The organism is Sphingomonas sp. S6, from assembly GCF_043498045.1.
Lineage (GTDB): Bacteria > Pseudomonadota > Alphaproteobacteria > Sphingomonadales > Sphingomonadaceae > Sphingomonas.
Genome location: NZ_JBIEOE010000005.1, coordinates 44,892 through 68,298, shown reverse-complemented (window position 1 = coordinate 68,298; position 23,407 = coordinate 44,892). Strand labels below are relative to the sequence as shown.

Sequence of the window (23,407 nt, the reverse complement as noted above, 5' to 3'; positions counted from 1 at the left end):
AAAGAGGCTTGACCGACAGCCCCGCCTCCCCTAACCGCCCCCAACGCCTTCACGGCCCCTTCGTCTAGCGGTTAGGACGCGGCCCTTTCACGGCTGAAACACGGGTTCGATTCCCGTAGGGGTCACCAGCACCGTAGCAAAAGCGGCAGAACATGCGCTTCTTGCGAGTATGGTGTAATTGGCGACAGCAACTCATATACGGCTCGATCGGGTTGTGATGGCTCGAAATGACCATCTTGAATCACGCATTGGCGATTCGTACACGCCATTGCGTGTCACACCCGACACTTGGTAGGTGACCGCATTACGGCATTTACGGCGATGCCTGAGCCGATGTTTTCGATCTTACATGGTGTCAATCGCATTCGGCGCGGTCTTCCCTACCCGCGGCATGCTGTTAAAATTGGGATCCGGCTTAGGGAATTTGGTCGCCAGCTCGCGGAAACCGGAACTTACCGCCGTCTACGTATGCTTCAAGGCTTCTTTATAACGGTCGGGTACGCACGTTCAGCAGCATGACGATCCGGTGACCCTCAATCACGAACGTACTCAGCAAAACTAGGAAGCTTGTTTGCGGCGGGGGTACATGCCTCCCCGTTACGCCAGCGCTATCACACCGGTTCCATCCTTAATTCGATCCACCAGATGCCGGGGCCACACCCTATCACCCGCCTGAAGGGGGAGGTAGGACGATCGCGAATGAGGAGCTTGGCTTATCCAGCATCTCGCGCAAGGATCTAATGGCATCGGGACCATCACTGCCCGCCGGATTGGCTTTTGGTGGTGCCAATAACATAGACAAGAGCTCCGCACGCGGCGCCGCGACCGTGACGTACGATCGGCCCGGTGAGGGCTTGCCCGCTATCAGTACGCCATTTTCCACCTGCACGCTCACCACCTCATTGGTATCGGTCGCCTTCAATGTGATCGCGAGATCCCGTGCCTTGGCCGGATCCAGGCGAATCGCAATCAGGTCCACCGCCTGCGCGAGCGACAAGCCGTTGACCAAGCCCGACTGACTGGCGGACGGGCGTGTCGCAGCCGGTCCGCGCAAATCGGCGGCGGCGCTCAGATACATGTTACGCCACAACGCGTTCTCGCTTTGCCACGCGAGTTGGTCATAGCAGCGCGCCAGCAGCGTACGCGCGTCTGGCGGTGCGCCCTCGCCCATGACGACGTGGTTCAGCAACTCCGCCGCCCATGCATAGTCGCCCGTGCCATAAGCGGCCTGCGCCAACGACATGACTTTGGCCGTGCCGCCCATGGCGGAGACGTAGCGTCGACCAGCGTCGATGGGGGACCGGGCGGCGAGGTGGGCGGGGTTGGCGTCGTACCAGCCTAGGTAGAATTGATAGATGGCTCGTGCGTTGAAGGAGATGGAGCCATAATAAGGGCGATTATACCATTCGCGTGCGAGTGCGTCGGGTAGTTTCAATTGCGCGGCGATCGCGTCGGCGGTGAGGCCCGCATTCATCAACCGCACCGTCTGATCGTGCAGGAACGCATAGGCATCGCGCTGCTTGGTCAGGAAGTCGCGGATGCGGTCGCGACCGAAGCGCGGCCAGCCGTGGCTGGTGATCATGACCGTCGCGTCGGGGTTGCGTTCGATCGCCTGCGTCAGACCCGCCACCCACAGCCGCGTATCGCGAACCTTCGCCCCGCGAGGCGTCAGGATGTTATGCTGGGTGACGTTGGCGTTTTCCGCCAGATCGATTACGTTCCAGTCCGGAAACGCGATGTTCATTTCGGCCGGCGCCTCCGTCCCAGGCGTCAATTGGAAGCGCAGCCGCACGCCATCGATGACCAGCTCAGTCCCGTCCTGCGTGATTTCCCGCGTGGGGCGCGGCAGCGACCGCGTACCAAGCGCCGTCGCCGGACCGATCCCCGAGTTGACCGCCCCCGTCGGGCCAATCGGCAGCGCCAGGCCAAACTGATAGCCGGCGCGCCGGTTCATCGCCGGCCCCGCGACCAGATTTTCGCTGACCGCTTCGTCGAAGAAGCCCGCGGGCGCGATGACCGGAATGGTCCCAGCCGCGCGCTGCTCGGCGGTCAGCACGCCGCCGATGCCGCCGAAGTGGTCGGAGTGGGAATGCGTAAGGACGACGGCGGAGATCGGGCGATCGCCCAGTTTTTCGGCGACGAGACGCATCGCGGCACGCGCGGTTTCGGTACACGACAGCGTGTCGATGACGATCCAGCCGGTATCGCCGCGCACGACCGTCAGATTGGCGAGGTCGAAGCCGCGCACCTGATAGATACGGTCGGTCACGCGGAACAGGCCGTGTTTCGCGAGCAGCTGGGCGTGCCGCCACAGGCTGGGGTTGACGGTGTCGGCAGCCTGCGACTGGTCGAGGAACGCGAAGCGACGGAAATCCCAGACGACGGTGCCCGCATCGGTGCGGATCACCGGATCGGCCAGCGTGCCGAGATACCCGCGCGATGCGAAATCGCGATCCTCGTCCGACCGCCCGGCCATCTCCGCCACAGCCGCCGCATGCGCCGCGCGCGTGCTGGCGGAGGGCGGATCGGCCTGCGCCAGCGCGCTCGCAGCAGGAGCGGCGACCGCGACCATCGCCATCGCTGCGTGACGCAACACCCGCCCCCTCATGCCCGGAACCCCGGATCGATACGGTCGAGCTTGCGTAGCAGCGCCGGCCAGGCGAGCCGCTGCGCCAGCAATCCCATTCCCGCCGGAGCCGACTGGCGCGCGACCTTGTCCTCGACGCCATCGGGCGGCGGGTTGAGATTGTCGCGGCCGGCGGCGAGCATATGCACCTGCGCCTCACACGCGCGTTCGAGGAAGTAGAGACGCAGGAAACAGGCCGCGACGCTGTCGCCGATCGTCAGCGTTCCGTGGTTGCGCAAGATCATCGCATGGCGCGCACCCAGATCGGCCACGAGCCGTTCGCGTTCGTCGAGGTCGGTCGCGATCCCTTCATAGTCGTGATAGGCGACGTCCGCACCGGCGATCATCGCGGTCTGCGTATGCGGCAGAAGGCCGAACGCCATCGCGCTGACCGCCTGACCATAAGGCGTGTGGACGTGCATCACCGCCTGCGCATCCTCCCGCCCCATGTGGATTGCGGAATGGATCGTGAAGCCCGCCGGGTTGACGGGGTGCGTACCGGCATCGACCGGATGGCCGTCGACGTCGATCTTCACGAGCGACGAGGCCGTAATCTCTTCGAACATCCTGTCATAGGGATTGATCAGAAAGTGATGGTCGGGCCCCGGCACACGGACCGACAGATGGGTGAAGATCAGATCGTCCCATCCGTAATGCGCCACCAGGCGATAGGCGGCGGCAAGATCGACGCGCACCGCCCATTCCCCGGCCGACATGCCGTCGGGAGGCGACGCCGCGGGAGCGTGAGGGGAAGGGGCAGCCATGGCCATCGTCCGGGGTTCCTTGGGGTCAGAAGGCGGTGGACACGCCGAGCTTGACCTGTCGGCCAAGCGCGCTCGCGGTGAAGGGATCGTAATTGTAGTTTAGCCGCGCAAACGGCGGATCGCGATCGGTGACGTTGAGGACGGTCAGCGTCAGATTGGTATCGGGCACGATCTGATATTGCAGGCTGACGTCCGCGGTGCGGAACGGCGCGATGCGCGCGCCTTGCGACAAGGTCGGCGATCCGGGCAGCAGCGTGCTGGGACCGAAGATGCCGGCGGGGTCGTCGGCGCGCTGGTCGTACATGCCGCCGACATAGTTGAAGGTGACACGCGCATTCAGGCCGGCATAGCGCGCCTGGACATAGGCCTGCCCCTTCCAGCGCGGTACGGGATAGGCCGTGGTCTGGTAGTTGAGCTTGCCGGCGGCATCGAACGCCGGCTGAACGACGACGCCCGCCACCGACTGCGCGCCCGTCTTATATTCGAGGTTGTAGGTCGCCGAGCCGCCCATGCTGACGCGCACCGCACCGACATCGGCATCGTAATCCAGATTGAAGTCGAGCCCGGCGTCCCGCACCCGCGCGCCGTTCTGGTAGGTGGTGACGACACGCGACACGTTCGCCGCGCTGCACGTCCCCGCCCCTGCCACGCCACCGCCGTCGTTAAAGAAGAACCGCTGGCGCAGCGCCGCATAAGCGGCGTTGGTGCAGTTGCTGCCGGCAAACAGCGTCGCGACCATGCCGCCCAGCGGATCGGCGACGATCGTGTCGCGGATCTGGTAGCGGAAATAGTCGACGCTTGCGCGCAGGCCACCCGCGTTGAACAGCACGCCGCCCGACAGGTTCGTCGAGGTTTCGGGCTGCAACCCCGGCCGCCCGAGAATTTCGACGGGCTTGAACGCGCTGCCGACCAGTTGCAGCCCGGTGAAGGAATTGGGCGTCAGATACTGGACCGGCGGCCCGCGGAAGGTGGTGCCGATGCCGCCGCGGAACGCCAGCCAGTCGGTCGCCTGGAAGCGCAGCCGCGCCTGCGGATTGAAGGTCGATCCGATCTGACCGCCGTAATCTTCGTACCGCGCGGACAGCTGGCCGTTGAGCGAGGACAGGATCGGCAGCTGCAATTCGGCAAAGACCGCCCGTACGTCGCTGCTGGCCTGCGCGGCGCGGGTGCTGCCGAGGAAACCGAACGCGCCGGTCGCCTGCGCGGCCGGACCGCCAACCGTGCTGGGCGCGCACGCCCCGAGATTGCCGTTGAGCGGCGTTTCACGACACGGCGTTACGGCAAGGTCGTTCGCGGCGCCGAGCGCGGTGCGGAACGACGAGCGGCGATACTGACCGCCGAGCGCGAATTTCAGCTCGCCGCCGGGCAGCGAAATTCCCGTGCCGCCCGACACGGTCGCATCGGCGACGAAGAGCTGCGTGTTGGTGCGCGTGACGCTGGGCACGAACAGCCAGCTCGCCAGGCTGGCGGTGTTGGCGACGCCCGCGACATAACCGGGATTGGCCGCGCCCGTCACCGGATTGGCGGCGATCGCATTGCCGAAGGGATTGAGATACTGGCAGCCGTTCTGGCCGGGCGTATTCGCCGCGACGTTGCACCCTGCCCCGCCGAGCCCGCGCAGCGCGAGCTGGATGCGATCGCCGAAGATGTCGTTGCTTTCGACATAGCGGTAATAATGCTGGTACGTGCCGGCGATCTCGAAATCCACGCCTTGCGTCAGCGGCCCGCGCAGCGCCAGCGTGAAGCGGGCGGTCTCCGACCGGCGGCTGCCGGTCAGCGACCCCGGATAGTCGGCCTCGCCCAGCGTCAGCGGATTGCCGCCGAGCAGATAGGGACGGAACAGCAGCGTCGGAAAGACGACGCCCGCGGCATTGGCGAGCCCGCCGTTCTGCTGCGCATAGGCCTGGAAACCGGGGTTGCTCGCCGGCACGTAGAAGCCCGACACGCTGCTGCGGTTGACGCCGCCGAGCGCGACGATCGAGGGCGGCTGCGAGGGCAGATAGGACGGCGAGGTGAGGACGTGCGGGTTTTCCGACGCGCCGTAAAGGGCGGTCGCCTGCACCTCCATGCCATGTGGCAGGTCGATGCCGACGTCGACGAACACCTGCCCGCGGCGTTCCTGTTCGGCGAGCGCGTCGAATTGCGTGGTGTTGCCGATGCAACGGTTCTGCGTGGTGACGTAGCCGCCGAGCGGCGCGCAGGCGACATCAGTGCGTACCGCCCCCAGCGGCGCCCCGGTCGCGCCGATAGGGACGAAGCTGCCGGGGTTGCTCGCCGGATTCCAGCCGCCCTGGGGGTTGGTGGCATAATCACGCAGCGCGAAGTCGCGCTTCGTCGCGAGCAATTGCCCGCGCGTCTGCACGCCGGCGGCGACGAGGAAGCGCAGGCCGTTCGCATCATGGCCGAAGCTGATCGAGGCATCGATGTCGCCGTCGCTGCCGGGCACATGCTTGTAGCTGCCCGCTGCGCGAAACCCCTTCTGATCGGTGCGCGTGATGAAATTGACGACGCCGGCGATCGCATCGGAGCCGTAGGTCGCGGCAGCCCCGTCCTTCAGCACCTCGACCCGGCCGATGGCGGCGAGCGGGATGAGATTGATGTCCACCGCGGGCGCGCCGGTGCCGACGGGGACGAGCCGTTTGCTGTTGAGCAGCACCAGCGTCCGTTCGGGGGTGAGGCCGCGCAGATTGACCGTGGCGATGCCTTCGCTGCCCTGCGAGCGGGAATCGAACTGGTTCGAATCGCCCAGCACGCCGCTGGACGTCGGCAAGGCCTTCATCAGTTCGACGACCGACGGGCTTCCTTGTCGCGCGAGGTCCTGCGCGCCGATGACGTCGACCGGCGCCGGCGCATCCTCGCGCGATCCGCGGATCAGCGATCCGGTGACGACGATGTCGGGCTGGTCGGCGGGCGCATCGGCCTGAACGGGCACCGCCGCAGCCGGCGCTTCCCCCGTCTGTGCCTGCGCCTGCCCCGCCAGCAGCGAGACGGAAACCCATATGGTGCTGCCCAGCAACGTCGCGCGCATAGCCCTCTCCCAATCCTGCGAGACGCTTCGGTCTCTTGGGCGAAGGGGTAGCGCAGTGGATGCGCCATGACGTCGGTCGAAAAATGTAGCGCCGTTATGCCTTCAGGCTATCAGCGATCTTACGGGGCACCCTTGGCGATCTGCGCGATGCGGCGCACCAGCGGCACGCTCCACAGGCCCTTGGTGGTCAGCATCCAGCATTCGAACGGGAATGTCTCGGTCGATGGCAGCTCGACCAACGTGCCGTCGGCCAGTTCGCGATCGAACACGAAGCGCGGGCCGCGCGCGATCCGGTCCGTGCCTTGCGGATAGTGGCGGATCATGTCGGGATCGTCGGACACCAAGCCGCGCAGCCGCCGGTTCTGATCGGGGGCGATGGGCCCCAGCCATTCGAGCAGCGCATCGCTGACCAGCATGTTCGCCATCGGATAGGTGAGCACGTCGGCGGGGCCGACCGGCGCGCGCGCCAGCAGTGGGTGACCGGGGCGCACGACGAAGATCGTATCGGTGTCGAACAATTTGATGCGCACCAGGTCGGGATAGGCCTCGGCATTCTCGCGGCGGCTGAACGAGATGTCGAACGCCCCTTCGTGCACGCCGCGGGCCAGCCCCTCGCTCGCGACACGGCGGACGACGAGCTGCAGGTTGGGAAATTCGGTGGCCGACCGCCGGATCACCATGGGCAGCGGGTTGAGATGCGTGGCCGCCCCGGCCGCTATGGTGAGCACGCCGAGGTCGCCACGGCTGCGCTGTTCGACCTCGCGCATCAGCGCCGCGACCTCGTGCAGCAACGGCTCGGCGCGGCGGGCGAGATAATCGCCGTGCGGCGTCGGCCGCGTTCCCTCGGTCGAGCGGTCGAACAATTGCAGGCCGAGCTGGCCTTCGAGACGCGCGATGCTTTTGCTCAGCGTCGGCTGCGCGACGCCGAGCAACCGCGCGGCGCCGTTGAAGCCCCCCGCCTTCACGACGGCGACGATCTGTTCCAGGTGCCGCAATTCCATCGTGGCACCCTATCGCCCGTGCGGGCCGGCGACCAGACTAACGGATCGGAACCTTGGGGGGATAGGCCTTGAACGTCGCGAGCTGCGCCTGCACGGCCGCGGCGACGACCGGGATCTGCGGCTGTTTCAGGGGCGCGAGCGCGTGCTCCTCCTTGGGATCGATGTAGAGATCGAACATCTTTCCGCCGTAGACCGAGGTCGTATAGGCCGCCGAAAACGGGCTGGAGCGCGGCCAGCTGTCGTCGCTTTCGGTGATCTGGTCGTGCATCAGATATTTGAACTCGGCGACGCGTGCGCCCATGAAGATGTTGTTTACCCAGTAATATTCGACGCGGCGCGCGCTCTGCCCCTGCGGCGCGAGGAAGAAGCCGGTCTGGTCGATGCTGTCGATATAGCGGTCGGTGGGCACGAGATCGGCCCGGCCGGCGAGCGACAGGCTGGTCGCGAACACGTCCATCAGGTCGAACAGGCCGTCCGACACGCGGCCGGGCGCGATGACGCCGGGCCAGGACACGATCATCGGCGTGCGCACGCCGCCTTCGTAGATCGACCCCTTGCCCGATCGGAACGGCGTGGTGCCCGTGTCGGGGAAGGTTTCGAGCATCGGGCCGTTGTCGGACGCGATCATGACGATCGTGTTGTCGAGCTGTCCGGAGGCCTTCAGCGCCTCGACGACTTGGCCGACGCGGTGGTCGAGCTCGACGATCACGTCCTTGTACGGATAGCGGCCGGGCGATTTGCCGGCGAATTGGGGGTGCGGGTAATTGTCGAAATGCGCGCCGCGCGTGCCGACATACAGGAAGAAGGGGTTTTTCTCGTTCTTGCGCGAGGCGATGAACTGCGTCGCCCGGTCGGTCAGCTTTTCATCGACGAAGCGGATCGTGTCGCGGTCGATCGGATAGGCGAGCGTCGCCGCCGCCCCCGTCTTGCCCGCGACGATGCCCATCGTCTCGCCCTTCTCGGCCCAGGCGCGGCGATCGGGATCGTTGACGAGATCGGGATTGCGCCAGGGTTCGCGCCACGCGGTATAATCGTCGGACGAGGTGAGGATGCCGTAATAATCGTCGAAGCCGACGTTCTGCGGTTGCGCCTGCTCGGCGCCGCCGAGGTGCCATTTGCCGATCGCCTGCGTGGCATAGCCGGCCTTCTTCAGCAGTTCGGCGAGCGTGACCTCGCCATTGAGGCCGGTCGCCGCATTGTTCTCACCCGGCAGATAGGGGCGTAGCAGGCCGCTGCGCACCGGCAGCCGCCCGGTGAGCAGCGCGGCGCGCGTCGGCGTGCACGACGGCTGCGAATAGGCGGAGGTGAGGCGCAGGCCACCGGCGGCGAGCCGGTCGAGATTGGGCGTCGGGCTGCCCACCGCCGCGCCGCCGCCGAACACGCCGATGTCGCTCCAGCCGACATCGTCCATCAGGATCATGACGATATTGGGTGCGCGCCCGAACCGCGCCCGCGCCCGCCCCAATGCCGCGGCGGCCGCCGCGCGATCTTGGGGCAGGTCGATCACCGGTTCGCGGTTGGGCGCCGGGCGCGTGGTCTTGGCGAGGAACCCGTCGACGGGCTTGTCCCCCTGCGCTGCCGCCACCCCCGCCGTCAGCGCGACCGCACAGGCGAATGCCGACATTCCGGCTGTGATCCGTTTCATCCGATCCTCTCCCTTTACCGCTGGGCTATCGCCCGCAGCGGCGTCTGACGACGGTATAGCGGTCATGCCTTCGGGCTATCGGGGCGACGGCGGCGATCCGTGCTAGGATAAGCCCTTGTGACGAAAGGAGCGGCGGACATGCGATACGGCGATATGGTCCGCCTGCCCGGCGGCACCTTCTCGATGGGGTCCACCCGCTTCTACCCGGAGGAAGCCCCCGTCCGGCGCGTGCGCGTGGATCCGTTCGCGATCGACGCCGCCCCCGTGACGAACAGCGCATTCGCCGCGTTCGTCGCCGCCACTAGTTATGTGACGATGGCGGAACGCGCGCCCGACCCGAAAGACTATCCGGGTATGGACCCCGCGCTCGCCCAGCCGGGTTCGCTGGTGTTCGAAAAGACCGCCGGCCCCGTCGACATGACCGACGTCAGCCAGTGGTGGCATTTTCGCCTGGGGGCGCATTGGCGCCATCCGCTGGGTCCCGGCAGCAGTGTCGACGATCTGGGCGATCACCCGGTCGTGCATGTCACCCACGCCGATGCCGAGGCCTTCGCGCAGTGGGCCGGGAAGGCACTACCGACCGAGGCGGAGTGGGAGTTCGCGGCGCGTGGCGGCCTGGAGGACGCGGATTACGCCTGGGGAAACGAGCTGGCGCCGGGCGGCGCGATGCTGGCGAATTACTGGCAGGGGCGCTTCCCGTTCGCCAACCAGATGCTCGACGGCTTCGAGCGGACGTCGCCGGTCGGCACCTATCCTGCCAACGGCTATGGCGTGTACGACCTGATCGGCAACGTCTGGGAATGGACCGCGGACTGGTACGCGACGCCATCCGTCCTACGCGGAAAGACCGGCCCCAAATGCTGCGCGATCGCCAACCCGCGCGGCGCGCGGCGACAGGACAGCTTTGACCCGGGAGAAGCCGCGCGCATTCCGCGCAAGGTGCTGAAAGGCGGATCCCATCTGTGCGCCGAAAGCTATTGCCAGCGCTATCGCCCTGCTGCCCGCCATGCGCAGCCCATCGATTCCGCGACGACCCACATCGGGTTTCGCTGCGTAACCCGCTGACTCATCAACGACGGCGCGCGCCTCTCCCATACGCCGTCATGCGCACGCGCCGACAAGGCTCTCCGAGGCCGCGCGTCAGAACCGACGTCGCAGGGTCCCGAACACCTGGCGCGGCGACCCGGCCTGAAGCGTATTGTTGAGCGAGGCGGCGGTGTTGAAGAACTGACCGGATCCGAGCGCCGCGATATAGCGCTTGTCGAGCAGGTTTACCGCGTTCAGCTGCACCTCGAGCCCCGCGAGCGCGCTGCCGATCGGGAAACGATAGCCGAGCGCCGCATCGATCAGCGTGTAGCCGGGCACCGTCACGTCGCCGGTATAGGTGACGTTGCGGCGAGAGGTGTAGCCGCCGGCCAGATTGCCGAACAGTGCGCCGTCGTCGTAATTGACTTCCGCCTTGGCGAGGTTCGCCGGCGTATCGACGGTGCGCACGCCGCGCGTGGCGACCAGCGCGGTGCCGTTGACGGTGTTATCGTCGTAGGTGCTGTCGTTGTACGAATAGGAGGCGATCAGCGACAGCGGGCGGCTGACGCGATAGGTCGCGGCGATCTCGACACCGCGGCTCGTCACGCTGCCGACGTTCTGCAGCACGCTGGGATTGCCCAGGATGTTGGCGCCGCTGAACGCCGCGAGCAGGCGGTTGCGGAACTTGACGTCGTACACCGCGACGACGCCGCGCAGCGCGCCAAGGTCGAACCGCCACCCCGCCTCGACGGTCCGCGACGTCTCCGGCTTCAGCGTGCCGCGGATCGCTTCGAACCCCGCCTGCGTCGTGCCGAACGGGCCGCGGAACGAGCTGATGAAGGCGCGCATGTTCTCGGCGTAATTGGCGAAGAACTCCTGGCGACCGGCGCGGTAGGTGGCGCCGATCTGCGGCTGGAACCAGTCCCGCGCGGCGATGCGGCCATTGATGAACGGCGTGCCGAACGTCGTAACGATGCCGTTCGACACCCGCGCGCCCTTGAACCCGCCCGCGATCGTCAGCGCGTCGTCCAGTTTCCACGTATCGCTGACGAAATACTGGTTGGTGACCGTGGTCAGATCGGTCAGGAAATCGCTGCGGAACGGATTGCGCAGGAAGCTGGTGACGTCGGGGCGATTGTCCTGGCCGACCGCATAATAATTGCGGTCGGTGCTGGCATCGTTGTCCTCGTGCCAATACCCCAGCCGCAGCGTGTGATCGCCCAGCGTCGCGGTCGCGCGCAGCAGGCCGCCGTCGCGATTGATGCCATATTCGGTGGTCCGCACCGACAGCGGGAAGGCCGCCGCCACGGCCGTTGCTGGCGAGAACACCGCTGGCGTGTAGATGCCGCCCGACCCCTTGTCATAATGATGGTAATAGGTCGCCTCGGCATCCAGCCACGCCGCCAGCGGGGCCGCCAGCGTCACTGCGCCCAGCCAATCGCGCCGGATGCCCCCGCTATCGTAATAGGTGTCGTTGACGGTGGTATAGGGTGCGGGGAAGGTGACGCCGGCCGTCGGAAACGGCAGCGTTCGTCCCGCGGCGCGCGCGGTCTGGTTGGCGCTGACCTGCGACAGCAGCACCGCGGTCGCGAAATCGGGATTGAGGAAATCGAGGTCGTAGCCGATCCTCGCCAGCGTCGCCGGGGACAGATCGGCGTAATTGCGTTCCTTGTGCAGGGAATAGTTCAGCCAGCCGGTCAGCGTCGCGTTCCCGATCCGCTGGACGATCTTGGCATTGACCTTGTTGTCCGACTGGCTGCCGAAGCCCTTCCACTTGCCCGCGTCATGAATGACGCCCGACACAGACAGCAGCGTCCCCGTCGGCAGCAGGCCGCTGTCGATCCGGCCGTAGAGATGCGCCGTATGATACATGCCATAGGTCATGGCGACCTCGCCGCCGAGCGTGTCCGACGGCGCGCGGGACACGAATTCCAGATTGCCGCCAAGATTGCTGGTCGAGGCGATGCCGAGCGAGCCGGCGCCCTGCGACACATCGACGCGGGCGATGTTCTCGGTCGCGATCGCCCGGCTGATGTGAAGGCCGTTGTGGTTGTTGTAGAACATGTCGCCGAGCGGCACGCCGTCGAGCGTGTAGCCCATCTGGCTCTGGTTGAAGCCACGCACCGACAGCCGCGTGCCGAGTTCGTAGCTACCGAACGGGTCGGAGCTTTGCAGCGCGACACCCGGCAGGCGCGCGACCGCCTTTAACGGCGAGCTGCCCGGCGGCAGGATCGCCATCGCCTTGCGGCCGACCGTCTGTTCCTGGCGGACCCGCCCTTCGCCATAGACGACGATGTCGTCGCCAGCGCGCTGTTCGCTGCTCGCCTGGGATGCAACCGTTGCGCCGTCGCTGCGGGTCTGCCCCTCTGCCGAATTGCTGGCGGGCGGAACGGCGTTCGTCGAGGCGAGCAGCAGAGCGATGGCGAGCATGACGATACCCCGTTCGGGAGGGAGGACGCGCCGCCGCTGACGGCGATCGTTGATGCGGCTGCTATGACGGGAGCGCGTCGCCTGTGTGACGGTGACAAGACGATCGCATGACACGCGTCATGGCCGCGTCACGCGGCCCATCTGGCATGGCCCCATGCGCCGCGACGCACCGATGCTGCCCCTACCCCGCTCTCCAGCGCCGCGCGCTGCTGGGGGCGATCGCGGCCAGACCGATCGGGAACGCGAACACCGCCGCGGGCTTTCGGCGGCAGAAATCACGGCATTCCTACCGTGTTTCAGAGCGTTACCATTTCCGGCCTGACGCAGATTATTTCCCTTACCCGGCGATCGTGCGCTACTTGGGCATGGACCAGCGCGATGCCCCCTCTGATCCCGATCCGGCAGGCCCCAGGCCGCCGTCATGGTTGGACGGACAGGTCGATGCGGGCCCCGCGACGGGGGACATAGAGGCGCGTTATCGGTTGGTGACCGAAAGCTGGGCTCAGGCGGTCTGGGAGACGGACGCGGCGGGGGTCGTCGTCAACGACAGTTCGACCTGGCGGGCCTATACCGGGCAGACGTCGGAGGAGTTTCTGGGATATGGCTGGCTCAACGCGGTCCATGCCGACGATCGCGCTTATGCCGAACGCCAGTGGCGCGATGCGACGCAAGCGCGCACTCTGGTCGATGCCGAATTTCGCCTGCGCGCGCCCGGCGGCGGATGGCGCTGGACCAACGTCCGCGCCGCGCCGCTGTTCGATGCGGCGGGCGAAATCCAGAAATGGGTCGGCATCAATATCGACATCGATGCCCGCAAACGTGCTGAAGACGCGTTGCGGGAAAGCGAAGAACGGCAGGCCTTCCTTCTCGAACTCAGCGACGTGCTCCGCCCGCTATCCGACGCAGCCGATATCGAGCGAACCGCGGCGGCGTTGCTCGGACGTAAGCTTGGCGCCACCCGCGTGTTCTACGCGACGATCGACCCGGGCGGCACGACATGGAGCGTCATCCACGATTACGCCGACGGCGTGCCCAGCAATGCCGGCCGTTATCCGCTGACCGGCTTTCAGGAGGCGCGGCTCGCCCAATGGCGATCGGGCCGGATGTCGAGCGTGTCGGACAGCCTGACCGATCCCGGGCTCAACGACGATGAGCGGGCGGCCTATGCGGTGTTCGGCGCGCGTGCCGCGATCGGCGTACCGCTCGTCGCCAATGGGCGATTTGCCGCGTTGCTTGTCGTCAATCAGCGCGAACCCCGCGCCTGGAGCGCCAATGACCTCGCCCTGACGCGCGAGACGGCGGAGCGCACCTGGAGTGCGATCGAGCGCGCGCGGGCCGAAGCGGCACTGCGGGATCGCGAACGGCTGTTGCGCGGCGTGCTGGACGGCATGGACGAAGGGTTCGGCATCATCGGGCCGGATTTTACGGTGCTCGAATACAATCGCGAAGCGCTGCGCATGGACGGCCGGCCGCGGGACGCCATCGTCGGTCTGACGCATTGGGCTGCCTTTCCCGGTACCGAACACTCTGACGTCGGCCATATGCTGAAGACGGCGATGGCAACGCGCGAGCCCGCCGTGCTCGACCACTGCTATACGTGGAGCGGCGGGCGTTCGCTGTGGCTCGAAACGCGCGTATACCCCACCGACGATGGCGCGATTGCGGTGTTCTGGCGAGACATCACTGATCGCAAGCGCGCCGCCGATGCCCTGCACGACAGCGAGAAACGCTACCGTGCGCTGTTCACGTCGATGGACGAGGCCTATGCCGTCGTCGACGTCCTGAAGGACGATGCCGGCCGCTGGGTCGATTTCCGCTTCGTCGATGCCAATCCGGCGTTCCTGACGCACACCGGCATGCCATGGCCGGTCGGCCGGACGGCGACCGACCTGCTCGGGGCGCCAAACCCGCGCTGGACCGCTTTATATGGCCAGGCGCTGGATTCCGGCGAGCCGCTCCGCATCGAAGAGGCCGAGCCTTCGCTCGGCCGGGTCTTCGACCTCAACATCTTCGCGCTCGATCCCGATCGTCATCGCGTGGCGGTGCTGTTCACCGACATCACCGCGCGCAAACGCGCCGCGGAGCGCCTGACGACGAGCGAGGAGCGGCTGCGCAGCGCGGTCGAGGTCGCGAAGATCGGCCTGTGGGATTGGGACATGCGCACCGACACGATCAGCTGGTCGGATGAACATTTCCGCATGTCTGGCTTTGCGGTGGGAGAGGTTACGCCGACCTATGAAGCCTGGGCGGCCAGTATCCATCCCGACGATCGTGCCGCCACCGAGGCCGCGCTGGTAACCGCACGCGACACGCACACGGAATATGTTCGGGAGTTTCGCTGCTTATACCCCGATGGAACGGTGCGTTGGCATGCCGCGCGGGGGCGGTTCTTCTACGACGCCGCGGGTATCCCGGTTCGGATGATCGGCGCACAGCGCGACACGACCGAGCGTCGCGAGGCTGCGGACCACCAGCAGATCCTGCTCGCCGAGCTGCAGCACCGCGTTCGCAATATTCTGGCCGTGATCCGCTCGATCATCAGCCGTTCGAACGATGGCGAGCGGTCGACGGAGGAGTATGTTCAGCATCTGCAGGGCCGAATCTCCGCCCTCGCCCGCACGCAAGTCCTGCTCACCCGCCGGGCCGGTGCCTCTGTCGATCTCGAAGACATGATCCGCGACGAACTGCTGGCGCAGGTGGCGATCGACGAGCAATTCTCGCTGTCTGGCCCCGATGTCGAATTGTCGCCAAAGGCGGCGGAAGTGCTGACGCTCGCGATTCACGAGCTTGCGACCAATGCCACCAAATATGGTGCCTTTTCCCGGATCGGCGGCCATGTCGTGGTCGATTGGGCGATCGAGGCGCGTGAGGATAGCCGATGGCTGATCCTGCAATGGACCGAGCGCGGTGTGCCGATCGTCGATGCAGCGCCCCGGCGGCACGGCTTCGGGTCGGCGCTGATCACGCGCCGCATCCCCTATGAACTGAAGGGCGACGGGCAGATTTCCTTCAGACCGGGGGGGCTGCACAGTCGGATCGAATTTCCGCTGCAACCGGGGGACAGCATCCTCCAGACGAACGGAGTTGTCCGATGACCGTCAAGCGTATCGGCCTTCATGGCGCGCGGATATTGATCCTCGAGGATGATTATCTCCTCGCAACCGATCTGCAGGACGCGCTGGAGGCGGCCGGTGCCCTGATCGTCGGGCCGTTCGGGGAGGAAGAGGAGGCGCAGGCAGCACTCGCCGAGGGAACGCTGGACTGTGCGTTCGTCGACGTGAATCTCGGTGCCGGGCCGTCCTTCGCCGTGCCGCATGAGCTTGTCGGGCAGAACATCCCCTTCGTGTTCGTGACCGGTTACGATGCCGAGACGATCCCCGACGCGTTCGCGGACGTCGTGCGCATTGAAAAGCCGGTGGCCGCCGGACGGGTCGTCGCCGCAGCCGCCGGTCTGCTGCAACGGTCATCGGAACCCTCGGTCTAGACGCGATCAGACCGGGGGCGGTCGTCGCGGACCGATGCCGTCCGACGTGGCCGTAGCATAACTCGACGTGATCGGCCGATAATCAGCCGGGCCGGTTGGCGAGCACCACGTCGAGCAGGCCCGGAAAGCGCCGGTCGAATTCGTCCCGGCGCAGCGTGTTGATCATTTCGCGCCCGGCCTGCGTCGTCTCGATCAGCCCGGCCGCGCGGAGCAGCTTCAGGTGGTTGGACAGCGTGCTCTTCGGAATGGACTCGCACGGCGCGGCATCGGTGCAGCTCAGCCGCTCGGTCGCGGCAAGCCGCGCCACCATGGCCAGCCGATTGGGATCGGCCAGCGCGTGGAGCGCCAGATCGAGCGGAACGTCTTCCAGCCGGGGATGCGTGAAGCGGGCCATGCCACCAATATAGGACATCACAGTAAATTTAATAGTTCGGCATTATTGAACTATTGCAACGGCCGCCCATCTCCCGCCTGCCGACAGCGCACGATGCCGTGATCGCGGGCCAGCATTTTTGGAGACTACATATGTCGATTCAGGGCAGGACAGCGCTCGTCACGGGTGGATCGCGCGGCATCGGTGCCGCCATCGCCAAGCGTCTCGCCGCGGATGGCGCGACCGTGGCGATCACCTATGCCGGGAACAAAGCCGCCGCAGAGGCCACGGTGGCAGCGATCGAGCGTGCGGGCGGCGCCGCCTTCGCCTTCCAAGCCAACGCCGCCGATCCCGCCTCGCAGCGCGCCGGCGTCGAGCAGGCCGCCGCCGCTCTGGGTGGGATCGACATCCTGGTCCACAATGCCGGGGTGGCCGAGTTCGCTTCCGTCACCGAGGACAGCGACGAGACGTACGACCGCCAGTTCGCCGTCAACGTGAAGGGTCTGCATGTCGGCACCCGCGCTGCCTTGCCGCACCTTCGCGACGGTGGTCGGATCATCCTGATCGGCAGCATCTCGGGCGAAATGGCCTTCCCCGCGACCACGGTCTACAGCGCGACCAAGGCCGCGGTGGCCGCACTGGCGCGCGGCTGGGCCAAGGACCTCGCCCCCCGCAACATCCTGGTCAACACCGTGCAGCCGGGGCCGATCGACACCGACATGAACCCGGCCGACAGCGACTTCGCCGGACAGCTGCTGCAAGCCATCCCGCTCGGCCGCTATGGCAAGGTTGAGGAGATCGCAGGCGCTGTCGCATTCCTGGCCGGACCGGATGCGAGCTACATTACCGGCACGACGCTCAACATCGATGGCGGCGCGACGGCCTGACGCTCAGTATCGACGTGCCGGCCGCAAGAGCCGGCACGTCGATGCCCTCACATGTCTGCCGCCGTCGGGCGGGCGCCCCCGTCGTTGATGCCGCCACCGTCGGGCTGCTCCGGCGCGTAGCGCCGGGTCCGCCGTGCGCTTACCGGAAGGAAATGCCCGCGGTCAGCAGGAAGGAGCGCGGCGGCAAATAGTTGAACTGGTCGAGCTGGCCATAGCCCGACTGGTAGGATTTGCCGTTGATCGTCGTGGTCGGTGCACCCGTGCTGCTGGTCGCGATCTGCGTCACCGCGCGACTGTTGAAGACGTTGTTGACGGTCACGCCCAGCTTCAATCCGCCCTCGAACTTCTGGCTGATCGCGAACTGGCCGATGCTGTACGGACGGATGCGATACAGCCGGAAACCGGGGCTGCCGTTATAGTCGTTGGCATATTGCGGGCCGGTATATTTCTGGTCGAACGAGACGCGGAAGCCGTCCTTGCGGAAGATGAAGCCCGCCGCCGCGGTGGCAAAGGGCGCCTTGCCGATCTGCGCATCGGTCTGCACGCTGCGCGCCTGGTTGTAGCTGGCATTGCCGAACAGGGTCAGGCCGTGGACCGGCATGACGCTGAGCTGCCCCTCGACGCCCTTGTAGCGCACCTGCCCCTGGTTCACGAGCAGCGTCGTGTCGCAATTGGCGGTCGTGCAATTGCCGATCTTGTTGTCGACGTTGATGATATAGCCGTCGACGTCGAGCGAGACGCTGTGCCCGTGCCAGACGGTGCCGATCTGATAGTTGGTCGTCGTCTGCGGCTTCAGCTGGTCGAGCGCGGTGACGAGCTGGCCCGATGCGGAATAGAAGCTCGACAGGTCGGGCACGTACATGCCCTGCGCATATTGGCCGTAGAAGGACCAGCTGTTCGTCACCAGCCAGTTGGCGGTCAGGAACGGCAGCGTCTTGGTCCAGGTCGCGCTGAGGTCGAGCGGCGTGCGGGTTTTCTGTTGCAGGACCGCATCCACGCCGCGCGTGAAGTGGACGTATTTGACGCCCGGCGTGATCGACACGCCGTCGATCGGGCGGAGTTCGACCTCGCCGAACAGCTGATACTGGTGCCAGGTCGAATGCTGCGCGAAGTTGATGTTCGCCTGCGAAATCGGCGGCAGCGTGCTGGTCGCGGCGGTCCCGCTGCTGAATTTCTCGTTATAGCTCGGCTGGTTGGTCGTGCGGTCGAGATCGAAATTGTGGCGGTCGGTGACGGCATATTCATACCAGCCGCCCACCCGCAGTTTGCCGAAGCCGAAGTCGTAGTCCGCCTGGCCGATATAGCCGAACACGCGGTATTTGTTGAGCTTGTCATAGCCCAGCACGTCGTTGCCGCCCGACACCGCGACATAAGGCGACGCGGCGGTGCCCGCGCCCGTGAAGCCGGTGACGACGCCGGTCGACTTGATCATGAACACCGGCAGCGTCCCGCCCTTGGGGACGCCGAACGACGAGCTGCCATTCCCCGACAGCGTGTTGTTCGTATAGCCGTACATATAGGCGCGATTGTCGAGCGTCAGGCCGTGCCCCAGATCGCTCTGCAGACGCAGGTAGGAAAAGTCCGTCGTCTTATCGGTGCGGTTATATTCCCAATAATCGTGCTGGGTCGGATCGTTGCCCAGACCATAGTTGAAGCCATATTGCCCGACCTGCGACGTCGCGCCGCAGCCGCGCCCGCTCAGCTGGGTCAGCGGCTGGCCATCGGCGTCCAGCGCGGTGGTGATCGTCGCCTTCGGGTTGGCGGCGTTATAGGCGTCGGTCGCCGCGCTGCCGCAGGTCGCGCCCTTCAGCACGTCGGACTGATAATAGAAATTGCGGTTCCAGCTGCTCATGACGGTCAGCGTGTTGGCGGTGCCGATCGGCACCACCGCTTTGCCGAACAGATTCTTCGATCCGACCGGCGAATAGGACAGCGCGCCATCGGACTGAAGATACTGGCCGGTCAGCACGATGCGCGTACCGCCGAGCTTGTCGATGCTGCCGCTTTCGAACAGCGCGCGGCCGATGAAGGTGTTCCAATTGCCGACGATCGCCTCGCCGCGCAGCTCCGCATCCGCGGTCGCGGCGCGCGAATACATGTTGATGTTGCCGCCATAGCTCGCCTGGCCGAGCTGGCTGGCATTGCCGGGGCCGCGATCGACGACGATTGTCTCGATCGTGTTCGACGGGAAGAAAGCGGTCGAATGGTGCGTCGGGTTGTTGGTGTCGGCGAAGGGAATGGAATCGTAGGTGACGTTATATTCGCCGTCCTGGAAGCCGCGGATCGTCGCCTTCGTCTCCGACAGGCCATAGCCGTTGCCCGCGCCCGAGATCGACACGCCCGGCGTCAGCGCGATCAGCTCGTTCACGTCGGCGGTCGCGGCGCTGTTCTCGATGAAGTCGCGGCTGACCGCCGATTGCGGCTGCGTCGTGGTGAGGGAGGCGGTAAGCGGCGCCGCCTGTGCGGTGCGCGATCCGGTGACGATGATGTCCGACGTGGTCAGCGACTGTTTGTCATTGGCCTGCCCCGCCTGATCGGCGCTGGTCGACTGCGGCACGGCCGCCGTAATTGGCTCGCTCGCCGGCACGGCCACCGGGCCCGCGACGGGATCGGCATGCGCCAGCGTCGGCAGGGCCAGCGCGGTAGCCGCCAGCAACGCGGCGCGGAACGGAACATGGGTCATCATCTGGTCCTCGGACGAAAGGGAATTGCGGTCAGCGGCGGGCGAGTTCGGCGCGGGCGGCCGCGACCTGATCGGCAAGGCGCGGATCGTGGAGCAGCCGGTCGGCGACCAGCTGGCCGACCGCATGGCCCGCCTCGACATCGGAGGGGTAGTGAACTGCGCAGATCTCGCGCCCCTCGGCATAGTCGCGCGCACGGTCGAGGATCGCGGCGGCGCGATCCGGCATCAGCTGCGCCAGCGTCCAGCCGGTCGACCAGGCGAAGGCCGAATGGCCGCTCGGATAGCTGTCATCGACACCCTTGCCCTTGCCGCAATGCGGCAGCGTCGGGTCGGTGCGATAGGGTCGGATGCGGCGGAAATGATCCTTAGCGCGATCGACCACCGCGTCCGTTTCGGCATCGACGCGGGCGAGCAGCGCGGCGGTGGCGGGCAGCGCCGTCAGGTCGCGCCCCGTCACCGCGTTGAAGGCGTGCGGTCCCTTGTCATGCCCGTCGGCATCGGCACGCGCGATGCGCTCCGCCGGCCCTGCCTGGTGCAGCGCGCGCAGGAAGGCGAGTTCCTGCCGCGCGACGACCGAGCCGGGCGCGGGCGGCGGCGCGATGATCGCGGTCGCCGCGAACGCAGCCGGATCGAGTAGCGAAGCCTCGGGCCGTCCGTCATGTTTGGCGACCGCAGCGGTCGTGAGCAGGCCGAGCGCGAGCGCGACCGGCATCCCGTATCGGATGTGCATCTGGTATCCCCCGACCGGTCGGCGGCCCCCTCCCGCCGGGGCACGACCGTGTCGAGCGGCGCGCTAGGTGCGCTCTGTGACCGATCCGTGACAATCGAGCGCCGGGGCGGGCAAAGCGTGCCTACATTGCAAACTTAGAATGAAAGCATCGCCAGCCTGTCACATTGCGTGTGTCAGGGCGACGCCACCTGCCCACATGATGGATATGCGTCGATGCGCCGTTGGCACCGCCTGCTTGCTCCCTGGTTCGCGCTCCTGCTGCTGCTCCTCGCCGCGACCGGGCTGGCGACGCAGGCGACCGGCCTGCTCGATCGCGCGCCGGCCAGGACGGCATCCGCCGATGCGCCGGCGGCGCCAAGCGCGATGAAGAGCTGGAACCGCTGGTTCAAGCATATCCATTCGGGCGAGACGCTGGGCCCGGTCGGCATCGCGCTCAACGTCGGCGGCGGTGTCGCGCTGCTGTTCTTCGCGGGCTCGGGCGTCTGGATGTATCTGACGATGTGGCTCAACCGGCGGCGGAACCGGCGCAAGCGGCAGGCGGCGTAAGCGGCAGCGCGATCCGGACGGCGAGCCCGGGCCGGGCGTCGTCCAGCCGCAGCGTGCCGCCGTGGAAGCGGACGATCGCCTGTACGATCGCCAGCCCCAGCCCGCTGCCGCGCGTTTCCGCCTGCGCCGCGCGCTCGAACGCCTGCACCACGCGGGCGCGGTCGGCCTCGGCCAGACCGGGGCCATCGTCCGCCACCGTGATGCGCGCAAAGGCGTTGTCCGACGCCAGCGACAGGCGCGCATGGGTGCCGCGCGGCGTATGCGTCACGACATTGTCGAGCACGTTGACCAGCATCTGCCCCAGCAGATCGGCGTCCCCCGCCACCATCGGCCGCGCCCCAGCCCCGAACGTCAGCGTGCCATCGTGGTCGGCCAGCACCGGCTCCATCGTCTCGGCGACATCCTCGATCAACGCGCCCAGATCGAGCGGGGCGAGCGCCGCCGGATGCCGCCCGCCCTCGATCTCCGCCAGCCGCAGCAGTGCGTCGAAAATGCGGATGATCGCGGCGCATTCGCGCTCCGCCCGCTCCAGCACGGCGGAATCCTCCGCCCCATTGCGCAATATGCCGCGCAGCCGGGTGAGCGGCGTGCGCAGGTCATGCGCCAGATTGCTCGCGAACAGTCGCTGGCTGCGGACCAGATCGTCCATCCGGTCGAGCATCCGGTTGAGGCTGTCGGCCTGCCCCGCGAACACGCCGTCCAGCCCCTGCGTCGGCACCCGGCGACTGAGGTCGCCGCCCGCGATCGCATCCGCCGTCTCCTGCGTCGCGGCGAGCCGCACCGCGATCAGCCGCGCAAATACCAACGTCACTGCGACGCCCGTCACCGCGGCGGCGAGGGACAAGGCCAGCACCACCCATGGCAGCAGTTCGTGCAGCGATTCGCCCGCCTCGCTATGCTGGACGATGACGAGCAGGCTGCCACTGGGCAGGCGCGTCGCCAGCGCCCTGCCCTTTTGCGTGCCGCGTCCGCCCGCATGGAAGCGGACGTTGGAATAGCCGAGCCGCGGCGGCGCGATGTCGAGCCTCCCGGCGATCCGCCTGCCATCTGAGCCGAACAGGACGTAGGTGCGCTGGCTCAACACTTTGCGACGCTGCCAGTCGACGATCTTTGCGGCGACGATGGCGTCGGTCACCGGCTGGCCATGGCCCAGCCCCAGATATTTGGCGGCATGCGCGCGCAGCGAATTATCGACCCGCCGCGCGATCCACGCGTCGGCGACGCTGAACCCGATCACCCCGACCAGCGCCATCATCACGGTAAAGGTCAACCCGACCTGGATCGGCAGCCGTCCCAGGCCATGCGGACGCCCCCGCCCTCCCCAGCCGGCAAGCCGCATGATCAGGCGCATCGTTCGGAGCGCAGGATGTAGCCCGCGCCCCGCTGCGTCTCGATCGGGTCGCAGTCGATGCCGATCAGGGCTGTACGCAAACGGCTGAGATTGCTTTCGACGATATTGGCGGTGGGGGCGAAGGCATAGCCCCACACCGCCTCCAGCAGCATCGATCGCGTCACCAGCCGGTCGGCATGGCGCATCAGGTGGGCGAGGAGCGAATATTGCCGCCGGTTGAGCGTCACCGCCTGCCCCCGGAACCACGCCTGATGGCCGCTGGGATCGAGCCGCAACCGCCCCACCTCCAGCCGCGCGCTCTCGCCCGCCGGGGTGCCGCGCCGCGCGATCGCCGCGATGCGCGCCGCCAGTTCGTCCATGTCGAAGGGCTTGGCGAGATAATCGTCCGCACCGCTCGCCAGCCCCTCGATCCGGTCCTTCACCGATCCCAGCGCGCTCAGCATCAGGATCGGCGTCGCGAGGCCGTCGCGGCGGATCTGGTCGATCACCGACAGGCCGTTGAGATCGGGCAGCATCCGGTCCAGCACGATCGCGTCGCAATCGTCCTGCCGCAGCGCCAGCAGCGCCGCCGCCCCCGTCGCCGCCACGCGCAGCTGATGCCCCACGGCGCGCAGGCTGCGGGCGATCTGATCGGCGATGACGGGATCGTCCTCGACGATCAGCAGGCGCATGGGATTTTCTACGGTCTTCCTGACGCGGCGATGCCACGCGGATGTGACAGGTGTGTGGCATGCCGAAGGCGCCCGGCATGCGGACTGTCGCCCCCACTCGCAGGCCAGCCGATAGTCACTTTATCAACGACTTGCCGCTATCGTGACACGCGCTGGAGGACC

16 protein-coding genes and 1 tRNA gene are annotated in these 23,407 nt (G+C 66.8%); 6 read left to right on the top strand and 11 right to left on the bottom strand.

All coding sequences use genetic code 11. The features are described 5' to 3' along the window. Nucleotides 1–53: 53 nt before the first annotated feature. Nucleotides 54–128, top strand: a tRNA-Glu gene (locus ACGVWT_RS10140). A 536-nt stretch (nt 129–664) separates the two neighbouring features. Here ACGVWT_RS10140 and ACGVWT_RS10135 read toward each other — a convergent pair. From ACGVWT_RS10135 to ACGVWT_RS10115, 5 genes are all read right to left on the bottom strand, one after another. Beyond that, nucleotides 665–2,596 carry an alkyl sulfatase dimerization domain-containing protein gene (locus ACGVWT_RS10135; RefSeq protein WP_315462463.1) on the bottom strand — a complete coding sequence of 644 codons (1,932 nt, stop codon included), beginning with the start codon at nt 2,594–2,596 and terminating at the stop codon, nt 665–667. A gap of 8 nt (nt 2,597–2,604) precedes the next feature. Then, nucleotides 2,605–3,390, bottom strand: coding sequence for a class II aldolase/adducin family protein (locus ACGVWT_RS10130; protein WP_315462493.1), 786 nt, complete (start codon nt 3,388–3,390; stop codon nt 2,605–2,607). 25 nt (nt 3,391–3,415) lie between these two features. Beyond that, nucleotides 3,416–6,418, bottom strand: a complete 3,003-nt coding sequence (locus ACGVWT_RS10125) for a TonB-dependent receptor domain-containing protein (RefSeq protein ID WP_394426221.1) — start codon at nt 6,416–6,418, stop codon at nt 3,416–3,418. A 119-nt stretch (nt 6,419–6,537) separates the two neighbouring features. Next, on the bottom strand, nt 6,538–7,419 hold the full coding sequence (locus tag ACGVWT_RS10120; RefSeq protein ID WP_315462465.1) for a LysR family transcriptional regulator: 882 nt from the start codon (nt 7,417–7,419) through the stop codon (nt 6,538–6,540). 37 nt (nt 7,420–7,456) lie between these two features. Then, complete coding sequence (locus ACGVWT_RS10115; protein ID WP_315462466.1) at nt 7,457–9,064, bottom strand: sulfatase-like hydrolase/transferase; 1,608 nt, start codon at nt 9,062–9,064, stop codon at nt 7,457–7,459. A 153-nt stretch (nt 9,065–9,217) separates the two neighbouring features. Between ACGVWT_RS10115 and ACGVWT_RS10110 the strand changes: the two genes are divergently transcribed. Further along, nucleotides 9,218–10,129, top strand: coding sequence for a formylglycine-generating enzyme family protein (locus ACGVWT_RS10110; RefSeq protein WP_315462495.1), 912 nt, complete (start codon nt 9,218–9,220; stop codon nt 10,127–10,129). Between the two features lie 75 nt (nt 10,130–10,204). On the opposite strand, the gene ACGVWT_RS10105 is transcribed toward ACGVWT_RS10110, so the two are convergent. Beyond that, nucleotides 10,205–12,520 (bottom strand): TonB-dependent receptor, encoded by a 2,316-nt coding sequence (locus tag ACGVWT_RS10105; protein ID WP_315462467.1) that lies wholly within the window; start codon nt 12,518–12,520, stop codon nt 10,205–10,207. Nucleotides 12,521–12,945: 425 nt separating this feature from the next. Between ACGVWT_RS10105 and ACGVWT_RS10100 the strand changes: the two genes are divergently transcribed. Then, the gene (locus ACGVWT_RS10100; protein WP_394426216.1) at nt 12,946–15,615 is read left to right on the top strand and encodes a PAS domain S-box protein; all 2,670 of its coding nucleotides are present in this window, start codon (nt 12,946–12,948) and stop codon (nt 15,613–15,615) included. Continuing rightward, on the top strand, nt 15,612–16,004 hold the full coding sequence (locus ACGVWT_RS10095) for a hypothetical protein (RefSeq protein WP_315462469.1): 393 nt from the start codon (nt 15,612–15,614) through the stop codon (nt 16,002–16,004). The genes ACGVWT_RS10100 and ACGVWT_RS10095 overlap by 4 nt, the downstream gene beginning before the upstream one ends. Nucleotides 16,005–16,086: 82 nt before the next feature. On the opposite strand, the gene ACGVWT_RS10090 is transcribed toward ACGVWT_RS10095, so the two are convergent. Further along, nucleotides 16,087–16,398: a helix-turn-helix transcriptional regulator gene (locus tag ACGVWT_RS10090; protein ID WP_315462496.1), complete on the bottom strand. Its 312-nt coding sequence runs from the start codon at nt 16,396–16,398 to the stop codon at nt 16,087–16,089. Between the two features lie 131 nt (nt 16,399–16,529). Here ACGVWT_RS10090 and ACGVWT_RS10085 point away from each other — a divergent pair, with 131 nt between their 5' ends. Next, a complete protein-coding gene (locus tag ACGVWT_RS10085) occupies nt 16,530–17,264 on the top strand; it encodes an SDR family oxidoreductase (protein WP_315462470.1) in 735 nt (244 codons plus the stop codon). Nucleotides 17,265–17,403: 139 nt separating this feature from the next. On the opposite strand, the gene ACGVWT_RS10080 is transcribed toward ACGVWT_RS10085, so the two are convergent. Together ACGVWT_RS10080 and ACGVWT_RS10075 are read right to left on the bottom strand one after the other, a co-directional pair. Next, on the bottom strand, nt 17,404–19,947 hold the full coding sequence (locus ACGVWT_RS10080; protein WP_315462471.1) for a TonB-dependent receptor: 2,544 nt from the start codon (nt 19,945–19,947) through the stop codon (nt 17,404–17,406). Nucleotides 19,948–19,978: 31 nt separating this feature from the next. Beyond that, nucleotides 19,979–20,677 (bottom strand): phosphatase PAP2 family protein, encoded by a 699-nt coding sequence (locus tag ACGVWT_RS10075; protein ID WP_315462472.1) that lies wholly within the window; start codon nt 20,675–20,677, stop codon nt 19,979–19,981. Between the two features lie 213 nt (nt 20,678–20,890). On the opposite strand from ACGVWT_RS10075, the gene ACGVWT_RS10070 reads away from it, so the two are divergent. Beyond that, complete coding sequence (locus tag ACGVWT_RS10070) at nt 20,891–21,223, top strand: hypothetical protein (RefSeq protein WP_315462473.1); 333 nt, start codon at nt 20,891–20,893, stop codon at nt 21,221–21,223. Here ACGVWT_RS10070 and ACGVWT_RS10065 read toward each other — a convergent pair. Continuing rightward, nucleotides 21,183–22,574, bottom strand: coding sequence for a HAMP domain-containing sensor histidine kinase (locus ACGVWT_RS10065; protein WP_315462474.1), 1,392 nt, complete (start codon nt 22,572–22,574; stop codon nt 21,183–21,185). The two genes, ACGVWT_RS10070 and ACGVWT_RS10065, sit on opposite strands and share 41 nt — an antisense overlap. Further along, nucleotides 22,565–23,245 carry a response regulator transcription factor gene (locus tag ACGVWT_RS10060; protein ID WP_315462475.1) on the bottom strand — a complete coding sequence of 227 codons (681 nt, stop codon included), beginning with the start codon at nt 23,243–23,245 and terminating at the stop codon, nt 22,565–22,567. The genes ACGVWT_RS10065 and ACGVWT_RS10060 overlap by 10 nt, the downstream gene beginning before the upstream one ends. Nucleotides 23,246–23,407 lie beyond the last annotated feature (162 nt).